The following is an 11,660-nucleotide window of genomic DNA, read 5'->3' as shown; positions in this document are numbered from 1 at the left end:
CCTCCGCCGTTCGCCGTAGCGCTGCGTATGGCGGGAACGGCCGATGCGCAGGACGATGCGCTGCACGAGCGGCAGCGAAGGGGATCGTCATGGCGGGTGTCGGGGTGCGGCCGTACTGGGAACTGACGTTTGACGCCGACGGGGACGTCGATCAGCGGCAGCGCGACGCACTGCTCGCCGGGGCGGCGCGGGAGCGGCTGACCGATCTCGTGGTGTTCGCGCACGGGTGGAACAACGACCGGTCGATGGCCACCCGGTTGTACAGCCGGTTCTTCGAGCCCTTCCCGGAACTGCTGGCGGGCAGCGCGGCCCGGGTGGGGTACGCGGGCGTGATCTGGCCGGCGCTGCGCTTCACCGACGAGCCGATCCCCGACTTCGACCCCTCGCCGCGGGCCCGGGCCGCCGCCGTCGCCGCGGCCGCCGACGAACCGGTACTGGAGGACTCCGTGCGGCGCCAGTTGGCGCAGGCGTTCCCGGGCCGGGACATGGTGCTGGAGCGGCTCGCGCAGCTGCTGTCGGAACGGCCCGACGCGCGCTCGGCGTTCGACGAGTTCGCGCGGCTGGTGCGGGAGCTGGTGTCGGTCCGGCAGGACAGCCCGGCCCTGCTGTTCGCCGCGGACAGCGGGGACGGGCTGCCCGGCATGCTGACCGACGACGCGCTGGAGGTCTGCGAGGTCTACACGGCGGCGCTGCGGTCGGCGGGCGTGGCGGTGTGGCCGGGCGAGGCCGTGGACGCCGAGCAGCGCCCGCTGTTCGGCGGCGGGCTGACCCGGATGTGGAGCGGCGCCCGCGAACTCCTGCGGCAGGGCGCCTATTACGCGGTGAAGCGGCGTGCCGGGACGGTCGGCCAGCTGGGCCTGGGGCCGGTGCTCGGCCGGCTGGCGGGCGAGGCGGCCGGGCTGCGGGTGCACCTGGTGGGGCACTCCTTCGGCGCCCGGCTGGTCTCGTACGCGCTGCGCGGACTGCCGCCGGACGCGCGGCACGTGAAGTCGGTGACGCTGCTGCAAGGGGCCTTCTCGCACTACGCGTTCTGCTCGGAGCTGCCGCACGACCGGGCGCGCACCGGGACGCTGGACGGCATGCAGGAGCGGGTCGACGGCCCGCTGGTGTGCTGCTACTCCCGGCACGACGACGCGCTGGGCACCTTCTATCCCCTGGCGTCGAAGCTGGCCGGGGACTCCTCGGGCTTCCTCGCCGTGTTCGACCGGTGGGGCGCGAACGGGTTCGACGGCATCCAGGGCGTGGACGGGACCCGGCGCATCCGGCTGGGCGAGCAGCTGCCGACGTCGCCGGGGTGCGTGAACGTGGACGCCTCCGCCGTGGTCCGGCGCGGCGCGCCGCCGGCCGGCGCGCACAGCGACATCTGCCACCCGGAGCTGGCCCGGGTGGTCCTGGAAGCGGGCCGGATCGCCCGCGGCTGACCGGTGCGGCGCGCGGAGCCCCCACAGCTCCGCGCGCCGCCCGCCCGAGCGCCGGTTACCGGTGGCTCGGGAACTCCACCACCTGCTGGTAGGTGGGCCGGTTCTGCCAGCTGATCGGGTCGTGCGTGAGGCCGCCGACCGCGCGCTGGATGATCGCGTCCGAGCACCACTGGTCCCCGGCCTTGCAGGCGTCGTCGCCCGGGTAGACCTGCTCGGCGGTCTTCGCGGCCGCCTCGCGCAGCGTGCTGACGAGCGTGTCGTGGCACGCGGAGAGTTCACCGTCGCCGCAGTAGGTGTCGGCCAGCCCGCCGCGTACCTTCTCGCCGAGGACAGCCCGCAGGTCCTTGTCGGCGTAGGACCACCAGCCGTACTGGAAGGCGGAGCCGGCGTGGCTGCCGGTCGGCCCGTGCCCGGCCGAGGGCGACTCGTCGACGGCGATGTTGGTCTTCAGCCCGTCATAGAGGTCCTTCCCCAGGCCCGGCTCGAAGACCTTCTCGATCATCAGGGGCCACCAGGCGTCCATGATCCGCACTGCGTCGGAGTGGGCGTACGTCTTCGACCCCGGACTGGTCTCGTGGCGCTGCGCGCCGTCCTTGCGCCATGCCTCCAGCTGCTGGACGGCGGTCCTGACCTTCGGGTCGTCCACCGGTGCCGAGCGCAGCACCTTGAGCAGCTCCGGGAGCACGTCCTCGCCGCGCAGGTCGGTGACGGCGGCCTCGCTCATCGCGCGGGTCAGGGAGGCGCGGGTGACCCCGCCGTCCGCGACCAGCTCCTCGACCCGGTCATCGAGCAGGTTGCCGCGGTGTACGGAACCGTTGCCGAAGCCGGCCGAGTCGTAGTCCCTGGCCTGCTTGTTGTTCCAGGAGATGTAGTAGTCCTGGCCGACCGACTGCGGGTGCTGCGCCGGCGGGGTGAGGGCGGAGGTGTTGGCCTTGGGGTCCCAGTCCCGCCACTCGTAGGCCTTCTCCGCGCGGACGGGGAGGGACGGGTCGACGTCCGGGTTGCGGACCGGGTTCAGGCCGCTGTTGTAGTACGCGATGTCCTTGGAGTCGGCGTAGAACCAGTTGAAGGCGTACCCGATGTGCTGGGCGGCCTGCTGGAAGGACTTCGCGTCCTTGACGTAGGACGGGTCGTTGAACATCTGGAAGCCGATGATCGAGTCGGCCTCGTGGCGGTAGGTGGAGCGCTGCGCGGTGTAGGCGACGGGCCTGCCCTTGACGGTCGCGCGGTGCGTCACGACGCCGTAGTCGGTGCGGTACACCTGCATCCGGTAGGACCCGGCGGCCGTGGGGTCGGCGACGGTCGGCTGCCAGGAGTTGGTGCGTTCCAGCTTCTCCATGGGGACGCAGCGGCCGTCCTCGCGGTAGCCGGTGGAGTCCTCGGTGGGCGCCGAGCCGTCGGTGTCGCACAGCTCGACGGCGTAGGTGTCGGTGATGTCCTGGCTCGCGGAGGTGGCGCTCCAGGCGTAGTCCTGGCCGCGGCCGAGCTGGACGTACATGCCGACGCCCGCGAAGGACGCGCCGCGGGCGCTGATGCCCGGGCCCTGGATCTCCTGGAGCATCAGCAGCTGCGGGGCGAAGTAGCCGGTCTGCGGGCCGAAGACGGCGACCGGGTGGCCGCTCGCGGTGTGCTTGCCGGAGACCAGCAGCGCGTTGGACATGCCGCGGTGCTGGGTCGTATCGAAGCTGCCCTTGGGAAGCACGCCGTCCTGGAAGACGCCCTTGAGCGGCTTCAGCTTCTTCGGCGTCCTCACCTCGGCCTGCGGCGGGTCGCTCTTGGCGGTGGCCGCGCCCTTGCGGTCGTACACGAGCGGTTCGGCGGTGACCGAGCCACGGTCGGGGAGGGCCGTGCCCTTGGCGTTCTTCGGTTTGACCGCGTACGGGAAGGACTGGCCGTCGTGCAGCGTCATCGCCGCTTCGGGGTCGTTGCGCTCGCGGAAGGACTCCCAGACCTCGGTGCCCTTCTCGACGCCGTACTTCTGCTGCGCCGACAGCAGCGCGAGGGCCTGCGGTACCTCGCCGCCGCCTCCGTTGCCGAACAGCCCGCCGACGACGGACGCGAGGGCGATCAGGTCGGTGAGCTCGAAGGGCTTGATCTCCCCGGCGTTGGTGACCGCGTTCACGTGCCCGGTCAGCACGTACTCGCCGGGGAAGTAGCGGCCCTTCTTGGACTTCTCGCGGTAGGCGTTGATGCCGTCGACGTACGCCTGGGCGTCCGCCATGGCCTGCTCGCCGCGTGGCCCGTTGTTCTTCCGGATGGACTCGACCTGGTCCTTCAGGTCCTGCTCGGTGTACGGGGCCTTCGGCCAGAACTCCTGCTCCAGGCCCTGGTTGGCGAGCGCGCCGCCGGCGAAGGAGGTCAGCCGGCCGCGGCCGATGTGCCGGAAGAGGTCCATCAGCCAGAGCCGGTCCTGCGCTGCGGCGTAGCCCGCGCCGTACTCGGTGCCGTAGCGGGTGGTGCCCTTGATGTGCGGCACGCCCGTCTTCTTGTCGCGGGTGATCGTCACGTCGTCGCGCGGCTGGGTGACCTTGCCGACCTGGCCGTCCGGGACGCCGAAGGAGGCGTCGTTGAAGAAGTTCTTCAGGGTGTCGTCGGTGAGCGACTGGTGGCCGCCGTTCAAGTCGTTGTACGGACCGAGCTGGTCGGAGGCGTGCGCGGGGCGGGTGCCGAAGACCTTGTTGCCGAGGATCTCGGCGAGGGTGGCGTTGCCGTTCTCGCCGGGCGGCAGGATGTCGGCGCACTGGCCCTGGCAGTGGTCGGTGACGGGTGGGGGGTCCGCGGTGGCCGCGGCGGCGGGGAGGGGTGCCAGGGCGCTGGCACCCAGGGCGCACACCGCTGCCACGGCGGCAGCGGCGCGCCCTGCGGTACGTCGTCGCATTCCTGCTCCTTGGGAGGCGGGTGCGCTGGACGTTACCGGCGGTAAAACCGCGACGGAAGATGAACAACAGTCAACTTCTGCCCAACCCCCACTTTCCCCACACGCCACCTCTACAACCCAGGTAACGCCCGGTTCTCGCACGACAGTTCGATGGATCCAGATGCCGTTCCGTTACGTCCATTCCATGTCCAGTCGGGTTCCTCCCCACGGAGGTGGGATGAATTGGCCGGTTTCAGAGCTCTCGCCGAGCAGGTCCGTAACCCCGGTCTCGTCGCGACCCAGCGACGGACGGCGCTGCGCAAGTGCCTCGAACGGTTCGCCCCGTACGGGCACCGGGCGACGTGGCACCACTTGTGCACCCGCGCGGGCATCGGGACGCAGGACCGCAACCCCGACCCGGGCGGGCTGCTTGCCGCCCTGGCGGAACTGGAGGAGGCACGCAACCTCTGGCTCGCTTACGAAGCGGACTTCGCCGCCCGCCGGCGGCGTGAGAAGCACGAGGGCATCCGGCAGCCGGGCGCCCTGCACGAATGGCACCTGCGCACCTGGGGCGGGTGCGACATCGTGCCCTGCGAGTCACCGCACCGGCATCCGACCGCACGCCTGGCCGAGGTGCTGCGCCGGGTGATCGCGGCCATGGAGTCGGGCCGGCAGCGCGAGGACTGCCCGGTGTGCGGGGGCCGGCGCTTCGTCTGGCGCACGGACGGGGCACATTCGGTGAACGGGCCGGTCTGCCAGGAATGCGGAGTTGTCACCCCGTCGGCGGTCCTGACCACCGCCGTGCTCTCCGCCGCCCGGCGCGCCACCGCCGACCGGGCCTTCGCCGCGGCCTGAGCCACGCGCCGGCACACGGCAGTACGGAAGCGCACCAGGGGGAAACGGCAGCGCGCCGGGCGCGGCTGCCGCACCGAGCGGACGTGGGACCGGATGCGCCGGTACGGGGGACCCGCGCCGCACCGCCCACGGACACCGGACCACCCACGGACACCGATCGCCAACGGGCCGTTCCGGGCCGGGTATTGACGGCCTCTTCCCGCGGGTGCATGAAGCTTGTACGTTCGCGTGCATGCTCGCGCTCGCCCGTTCCGCCACCGTCGCCCCGCCGGGCTGGAGCCGCTGGCTCGTTCCGCCCGCCGCGCTCGCCATCCACCTCGCCATCGGCCAGGCGTACGCCTGGAGCGTGTTCAAGCCCCCGCTGGAGTCCTCGCTCGGGCTCTCCGGCACCGCCTCCGCGCTCCCCTTCCAGCTCGCCATCGTGATGCTCGGCCTGTCGGCGGCCTTCGGCGGCACGCTCGTCGAACGGCGCGGCCCGCGCTGGGCCATGCTCGTCTCCACCCTCTGCTTCTGCTCCGGCTTCCTCGTCGCCGCGCTCGGCGCCGCCACCGGCCAGTACTGGCTGGTCGTGCTCGGCTACGGCTTCATCGGCGGGATCGGCCTGGGCATCGGCTACATCTCCCCCGTCTCCACGCTGATCAAGTGGTTCCCGGACCGCCCCGGCATGGCCACCGGCATCGCCATCATGGGCTTCGGCGGCGGCGCGCTGATCGCCTCCCCGTGGTCCAGCCAGCTGCTGGCCACGCTCGGTGCCGACTCGGCCGGCATCGCGCAGACGTTCCTGGTGATGGGCCTGGTGTACGCGGTGTTCATGACGATGGGCGTGCTGCTGGTCCGCGTACCTCCGGACGGCTGGCGGCCCCCGGGCGCCGCGCCCACCACGACCGCGCCGCGCCCCCTGGTCACCACAGCCCAGGTCTCCGCGCGCAACGCGCTGCGCACCCCGCAGTTCTGGTGCCTGTGGGTCATCCTCTGCATGAACGTCACGGCCGGCATCGGCATCCTGGAGAAGGCCGCGCCGATGATCGCGGACTTCTTCGCGGACACCGCGACGCCCGTGAGCGCGGCGGCCGCCGCCGGATTCGTCGGCATGCTCTCGCTCGCCAACATGCTCGGCCGATTCGCCTGGTCCACCACCTCCGACCTGGTGGGCCGGAAGAACATCTACCGCCTCTACCTCGGCGTCGGCGCGCTGCTGTACCTCGTACTGGCACTGACCGGCGACGCCTCCAAGCCGCTGTTCGTCGGCTGCGCCGTGGTGATCCTGTCCTTCTACGGCGGCGGCTTCGCCACGGTCCCCGCGTACCTCAAGGACCTCTTCGGCACGTACCAGGTCGGCGCGATCCACGGGCGGCTGCTCACCGCCTGGTCCACCGCCGGCGTCCTCGGCCCGCTGATCGTCAACGCCATCGCGGACTCCCAGCACGCCGCCGGGCGCAGCGGCCCCGACCTCTACACCACGTCGTTCTTCATCATGATCGGCCTGCTGGTCGTCGGCTTCGCCGCCAACGAGCTGGTCCGGCCGGTGCACCCGCGCCACCACGAGCCGGCGCCGCCGCCCGGCCAGGAAGCACAGGAAGAAGGAGCCGCCCGGTGACCGGCCGCCGCACCGCCCTGCTCGCCCTCGTCTGGCTGTGGGTCGGAGTGCCCTTCGCCTACGGGCTGTACGAGCTGGCGCTCAAGATGACGCAGCTGTTCACCGGCTGACGGCGCTCACTCGGCGGGGGCCGGGTCCGCCGGGCGCCCTTCGCGGTCCACGCGCAGCCGCCGCGCGCCCGTCCCCTGCTCGCCGAGCTCGTCGTACGGGTTGGAGAGCGCGCACCGCTCCAGGGAGAGGCAGCCGCAGCCGATGCAGTCCGTCAGCCGGTCGCGCAGCTCCTGGAGCTGGCCGATGCGCTCGTCCAGCTCGCCGCGCCAGGCTTCGGAGAGCCGGGCCCAGTCCTCGCGGTTGGGCGTGCGCTCCTCCGGCAGCTCGGCGAGCGCGTCACGGATCACCGCGAGCGGGATGCCGACGCGCTGCGCCGCCCGGACGAACGCGACGCGGCGCAGCGTGTCACGGGTGAACCGGCGCTGGTTGCCCGCGGTCCTGGTGCTGCTGATCAGCCCCTTGGACTCGTAGAAGTGCAGGGCGGAGACGGCGGCGCCGCTGCGCGCGGCGAGCTGGCCGACGGTGAGTTCATGGACCTTGCGGGAAAGCTGGGGCACGTCCGCCAGCTTAAAGGGCTCCTGATCGGACGAGCCGTTGACAGCGGAGGATCCGCACAGCAAGCTGAGCAAGCGCTTAGTCGATCAGGAGGAACGGACATGGCAGACCCCCGGGTGTTTGGATCGCTGGACGAGCTGCGTGCCGCGGTCGGCGAGGAGCTCGGCCCGAGCGACTGGCTGGAGGTCGACCAGAAGCGGGTCGATCTGTTCGCCGACGCCACCGGCGACCACCAGTGGATCCACGTCGACCAGGAGAAGGCGAAGGCCGGGCCGTTCGGCACGACCATCGCGCACGGCTACCTCACGCTGTCGCTGCTGCCCGCGCTCGTACCGCAGCTGATGCGCGTCGACAACGTCAAGATGGGCATCAACTACGGCACGAACAAGGTGCGCTTCCCCTCCCCCGTGCCGGTCGGCTCGCGGGTGCGCGCCACCGCGAGGATCGCCGAGGTGACCGAGGTGCCGGGCGGCGTGCAGCTGACGACGACGGTGACCGTGGAGCGCGAGGGCGGCGAGAAGCCGGTCTGCGTCGCGGAGTCGGTCAGCCGCTTCTATCTGTAAGCACGGAGCGCGCCGCCCCTACGGGCGCCGCGCCCCCACCATGCCCAGCACCAGGTCGGCGTAGAGCTCGCCGACCTGGTCGGGCGTGCGCCGCCCGTCCGCGGTGAACCAGCGGGCGACGTCCACGCACAGCGACAGCACCGCCAGCGTCGTGCCGGGCACGTCCCGCACGGCGAACTCCCCGGCGTCCGCGCCGTCCTGGATGATCTCCCGCAGCAGCCGGTCCGTCTGCCGCCGCAGGCCGGCGATCTCGGCGTAGTGCTCCTCGCCCAGCGCCTTCAGCTCGTACTGGATGACGCGGGCCGTGGTGTGCCGCTCGGCGTGCCAGCTGGCGAAGGCGCGCACCGCGCAGCGCAGCCGGTCGGCGGCCGTGCCCTCGGCGCCGGCCGCGGCCGCCATGATCTTCAGCGCCCGCTCGTGCCCTGTGACGCTGATGCGGTAGAGCAGCTCTTCCTTGGTCTTGTAGTGGATGTAGAGCGCGGCCGGGCTCATGCCGGCCCGCCCGGCGATGTCACGGGTGGTCGTGGCGTGGTAGCCGCGCTCCGCGAAGGCCTCGACGGCGGCCCCGACCAGCCGCTGGGCCGCGTCCGGCGCCACCTCGGCCCATTCCCCTGCGGCCTCGTCCGCCCGCTCCGCTCCCATCGCGCACTCCGATCCTGCGGTCCGCCGCGGTCCGTCCGCGGCGGGCCATCAGATCGAACACCATACCCCAGCACTGAGCAAGCGCTTAGGGACCGTGTCCGGGAATGCGGGGCTCCGCTCAGAACGCGGAGACGCCCGTCAGCGCGCGCCCGATGAGCAGCTTCTGGATCTGGCTCGTGCCTTCGTAGAGCGTCATCACGCGGGCGTCGCGGACGAGCTTGCCGACCGGGTACTCGTCGATGTAGCCGTACCCGCCGAAGACCTGCAGGGCGTTGTTGGCACAGCGTACCGCCGCCTCGGAGGCGAACAGCTTCGCCTTGGAGGCCTCGGTGACGAACGGCTTCCCGCGGTCGATGAGGTCGGCGACCCGCCAGGTCAGCAGCCGGGCCGCGTCCACGTCCAGCGCGATGTCGCTCAGCAGCTCCTGGACGAGCTGGTGGTGGGCGATGGACTTGCCGAACTGGTCGCGCTCGCCGGCGTACCCCACCGCCGCGTCCAGCGCCGCCTGCGCGATGCCCACGCAGCCGGCCGCGACCGACATCCGGCCCTTGGCGAGCGCGGACATGGCGACGGAGAAGCCCTTGCCCTCGGGGGCGATCATCGCGGACGCCGGCACCCGCACGTCCTCCAGGACCAGCTCCGCGGTGGCCTGGCCGCGCAGGCCCAGCTTGCCGTGGATCTCCCGGCGGGACAGGCCGGGGGTGTCGGTGGGGACGAGGAAGGCGCTGACGCCCTTGTGGCCGGGCTCCGCGCCGGTGCGGGCGAAGAGCAGCACCACGTCGGCCCAGGTGCCGTTGGTGATGAACATCTTCGTCCCGTTGATCACCCAGTCCCCTCCCCCACCGCGGACGGCCCGGGTGGTGAGGTTGCCCGCGTCGGAGCCGGTACCGGGCTCGGTGAGGCCGAAGCAGCCCAGCACCTCGCCGGAGGTCAGCCGGGGCAGCCACGCCTGCTTCTGCTCCTCGCTCCCCCAGGCGGCGATGGACTTGGCGACCAGGCCGAGCGAGACGGAGACGATGCCGCGCACGGAGGAGTCGCCGCGCCCCAGCTCCTCGGTGACCAGCGCGTACGCGAAGTGGTCGCCGCCGGAGCCGCCGTACTCCTCGGGGATGGTCAGGCCCAGGAAGCCCAGGTCGCCCATGGTCTTCACGATCGAGCGGTCGACCTGCTCGGTGCGGTCCCACTCCGTGACGTGCGGGGCGACCTCGCGGTCGACGAAGTCCTTGGCGAGCTGCCGGACGGCGGCCTGCTCCTCGTTGAGTTCGAGGTTCATGATGCGTCTTCCTCTGAACGGTGGCGGTGACCACGGCGGGCGGCGCCCACGGGAGCGCCACCGCCATTAATTATCACTGCTAGTTTTTCGGCGGCAGGCTCTACTATGTGCGTCATGGCCCGACCCCGCAAGCCCCTGCTGAGCCGTGAGCGCATCGTCACGGCGGCCCTCGCGCTCATCGACGGGGAAGGACTGCAGGCGCTCTCCACCCGGCGGCTCGCCGCCGAGCTCGGGGTGAGCGGCCCCTCGCTGTACAACCACTTCACGACCAAGGACGAGATCCTGGACGCCGCGGCGGACATGGTGATCGCCAAGGTCGACGTCTCCGGCTTCGGGCCCGACGGGGACTGGCGGCGCGGGCTGCTGGAGTGGGCCCGCTCCTACCGCGCGGCGCTCGCCGCGCACCCGAACTTCGTGCCGTTCCTCGCCCAGGGGCCGGGCCGCCGCCCGGCGGGCCTGAAGATGGCCGACGCGGCGTTCGGCGGCATGGTCGAGGCCGGCTGGCCGCCCGCACAGGCCACGAAGGTCTGCGCGATGGTGCGGTACTTCGTCGCCGGCTCGGCGCTGGGCTCCTTCGCCCGCGGTTTCGTCGACGACGCGGCCGCCTACGACCCCGCCGACTACCCCCACCTCGGCCAGGCCCACCTGCTCGCCGAGCACCAGCAGCAGGTCGACGAGGGCGCCTTCGAGTCCGGCCTGCGGGCCCTCGTCGACGGGCTGGCCCTGCAGCACCAGCCGGTCCAGCCGGTCTCCTAGGGCGCGCCCCGCCCACCTTTAACGGACCCCACTCTGTCATCTACATGTAACACGCATGTAATATCCGGTCCGCCCGTGACGTACCGTGCGCGACAGGAGAACCCCCGTGCAGCAGCCGATACCGGACCGCCGGTGCTACGCCTTCCTGCTGCGCGTCCTGCGCGGCCAGGCACAGGTCGACTTCCTGCCCAGCGCGCTCGCCGGCCTCGTCTTCACCGTCGCGCTGTGCGCCGCCGGCTGGCAGTACGGCGTCTACGGGCTGTGCGGCACCGCGCTGGGCACGGCCACGGCGCAGGTACTCGGGGTGGCCCGCGACCGGGTCGGCGCGGGCCTGGAGGGCTTCAACTCCTGCCTGGTGGCGGTCGGTTTCGCCGCGTTCCTGGGTGCGGGGCACCTCTCGACCGTGCTGCTGGCGGCGGGCGGCTGCGTGGTCGTCACCGTGCTCACCGGGGCCGCCGGCACGCTGCTGCGCCCGTGGAACCTGCCCACGCTGACCCTGCCGTACTGCGTCACCGCCAGCGCCATGACCATCGCGGCGCCCGGCTTCGTCCGCGTCTGGCACCAGGGCCACGGGCTGGCCACGCTCACCCGCCCGGCGGCCGGCCGGACCGCGCTCGGCTGGCCCGACCTCTGGCACGCCTTCTTCTCGAACATCGCCCAGATCTTCTTCATGCCGCAGTGGTACGTCGGCGCGCTCTTCCTCCTCGGGATCTTCCTCGCCGACCGCCGGCTGGGCGCGCTGGCCTGCCTCGGCAGCGTGGTGGGCATCGCGGCGGCCTGGCTGCTGGGCGCGCCCGCCGGGCAGATCGCCGACGGCGGGATGGGATACAACGCGGTGCTCGTCACGATGGCGCTGGGCGGCGTCTTCCTGGCCACCGACCGCTGGTCGCTGGCGTACGCGGTGACCGGCGCGACCGCGGCGACCATCCTGACCTCGGCGGCCGCCGCGCTCTTCGCCCCGTCCGGCGGGCACACCTTCACCTGGCCGTTCGTGCTGACCACGCTGGCGTTCCTGGTCGCGGTGCCGGCCTTCCCGCGGTTGCGGAAGGCCGGCGAGCCCGCGGCACCCGAGGCGGCGCCGGGCCGCGCT

General features: G+C 72.2%; 11 protein-coding genes. 7 read left to right on the top strand and 4 right to left on the bottom strand.

From position 1 onward, the window contains the following. Positions 1 to 89 precede the first annotated feature (89 nt). Positions 90 to 1,421 carry a serine-threonine protein kinase gene (locus tag ABT381_RS19360; RefSeq protein ID WP_351595469.1) on the top strand — a complete coding sequence of 444 codons (1,332 nt, stop codon included), beginning with the start codon at positions 90 to 92 and terminating at the stop codon, positions 1,419 to 1,421. Between the two features lie 55 nt (positions 1,422 to 1,476). Here the strand turns inward: ABT381_RS19360 and ABT381_RS19355 are convergent, their stop codons facing one another. Further along, complete coding sequence (locus ABT381_RS19355) at positions 1,477 to 4,299, bottom strand: penicillin acylase family protein (protein ID WP_351595466.1); 2,823 nt, start codon at positions 4,297 to 4,299, stop codon at positions 1,477 to 1,479. Positions 4,300 to 4,521: 222 nt separating this feature from the next. Here ABT381_RS19355 and ABT381_RS19350 point away from each other — a divergent pair, with 222 nt between their 5' ends. From ABT381_RS19350 to ABT381_RS35895, 3 genes are all read left to right on the top strand, one after another. Beyond that, complete coding sequence (locus ABT381_RS19350) at positions 4,522 to 5,133, top strand: hypothetical protein (protein ID WP_351595463.1); 612 nt, start codon at positions 4,522 to 4,524, stop codon at positions 5,131 to 5,133. A gap of 232 nt (positions 5,134 to 5,365) precedes the next feature. Beyond that, positions 5,366 to 6,730, top strand: coding sequence for an L-lactate MFS transporter (locus tag ABT381_RS19345; protein ID WP_351595460.1), 1,365 nt, complete (start codon positions 5,366 to 5,368; stop codon positions 6,728 to 6,730). Further along, positions 6,727 to 6,840 (top strand): MFS transporter small subunit, encoded by a 114-nt coding sequence (locus ABT381_RS35895; protein ID WP_467754489.1) that lies wholly within the window; start codon positions 6,727 to 6,729, stop codon positions 6,838 to 6,840. The genes ABT381_RS19345 and ABT381_RS35895 overlap by 4 nt, the downstream gene beginning before the upstream one ends. 6 nt (positions 6,841 to 6,846) lie before the next feature. On the opposite strand, the gene soxR is transcribed toward ABT381_RS35895, so the two are convergent. Next, positions 6,847 to 7,338, bottom strand: a complete 492-nt coding sequence (gene soxR / locus ABT381_RS19340) for a redox-sensitive transcriptional activator SoxR (protein ID WP_351595457.1) — start codon at positions 7,336 to 7,338, stop codon at positions 6,847 to 6,849. A 99-nt stretch (positions 7,339 to 7,437) separates the two neighbouring features. Between soxR and ABT381_RS19335 the strand changes: the two genes are divergently transcribed. Continuing rightward, the gene (locus tag ABT381_RS19335) at positions 7,438 to 7,899 is read left to right on the top strand and encodes a MaoC family dehydratase (RefSeq protein WP_351595454.1); all 462 of its coding nucleotides are present in this window, start codon (positions 7,438 to 7,440) and stop codon (positions 7,897 to 7,899) included. 18 nt (positions 7,900 to 7,917) lie between these two features. On the opposite strand, the gene ABT381_RS19330 is transcribed toward ABT381_RS19335, so the two are convergent. Both ABT381_RS19330 and ABT381_RS19325 read right to left on the bottom strand, forming a co-directional pair. After that, the gene (locus tag ABT381_RS19330; protein ID WP_351595451.1) at positions 7,918 to 8,541 is read right to left on the bottom strand and encodes a TetR/AcrR family transcriptional regulator; all 624 of its coding nucleotides are present in this window, start codon (positions 8,539 to 8,541) and stop codon (positions 7,918 to 7,920) included. Between the two features lie 118 nt (positions 8,542 to 8,659). After that, positions 8,660 to 9,814: an acyl-CoA dehydrogenase family protein gene (locus ABT381_RS19325; RefSeq protein WP_351595448.1), complete on the bottom strand. Its 1,155-nt coding sequence runs from the start codon at positions 9,812 to 9,814 to the stop codon at positions 8,660 to 8,662. A gap of 114 nt (positions 9,815 to 9,928) precedes the next feature. On the opposite strand from ABT381_RS19325, the gene ABT381_RS19320 reads away from it, so the two are divergent. Further along, positions 9,929 to 10,570, top strand: a complete 642-nt coding sequence (locus ABT381_RS19320; protein ID WP_351595445.1) for a TetR/AcrR family transcriptional regulator — start codon at positions 9,929 to 9,931, stop codon at positions 10,568 to 10,570. Between the two features lie 106 nt (positions 10,571 to 10,676). Further along, on the top strand, positions 10,677 to 11,660 hold a 984-nt coding region (locus ABT381_RS19315; RefSeq protein ID WP_351595442.1), incomplete at its 3' end, for an urea transporter.

This window comes from Streptomyces sp. NPDC000151 (genome assembly GCF_040301705.1).
In the GTDB taxonomy this organism is placed as follows: domain Bacteria; phylum Actinomycetota; class Actinomycetes; order Streptomycetales; family Streptomycetaceae; genus Streptomyces.
Note: the sequence above shows the minus strand (reverse complement) of the source record. Positions and strands in the feature narration are given on the sequence as shown.

Excerpts from the sequence above, each read along its gene's own strand:
- ABT381_RS19320 (WP_351595445.1), top strand. The coding sequence starts at position 9,929 with ATGGCCCGACCCCGCAAGCCCCTGCTGAGCCGTGAGCGCATCGTCACG.
- ABT381_RS19355 (WP_351595466.1), bottom strand. The coding sequence starts at position 4,299 with ATGCGACGACGTACCGCAGGGCGCGCCGCTGCCGCCGTGGCAGCGGTG.
- ABT381_RS19330 (WP_351595451.1), bottom strand. The coding sequence starts at position 8,541 with ATGGGAGCGGAGCGGGCGGACGAGGCCGCAGGGGAATGGGCCGAGGTG.
- ABT381_RS19345 (WP_351595460.1), top strand. The coding sequence starts at position 5,366 with ATGCTCGCGCTCGCCCGTTCCGCCACCGTCGCCCCGCCGGGCTGGAGC.
- ABT381_RS19360 (WP_351595469.1), top strand. The coding sequence starts at position 90 with ATGGCGGGTGTCGGGGTGCGGCCGTACTGGGAACTGACGTTTGACGCC.
- ABT381_RS19335 (WP_351595454.1), top strand. The coding sequence starts at position 7,438 with ATGGCAGACCCCCGGGTGTTTGGATCGCTGGACGAGCTGCGTGCCGCG.
- ABT381_RS19325 (WP_351595448.1), bottom strand. The coding sequence starts at position 9,814 with ATGAACCTCGAACTCAACGAGGAGCAGGCCGCCGTCCGGCAGCTCGCC.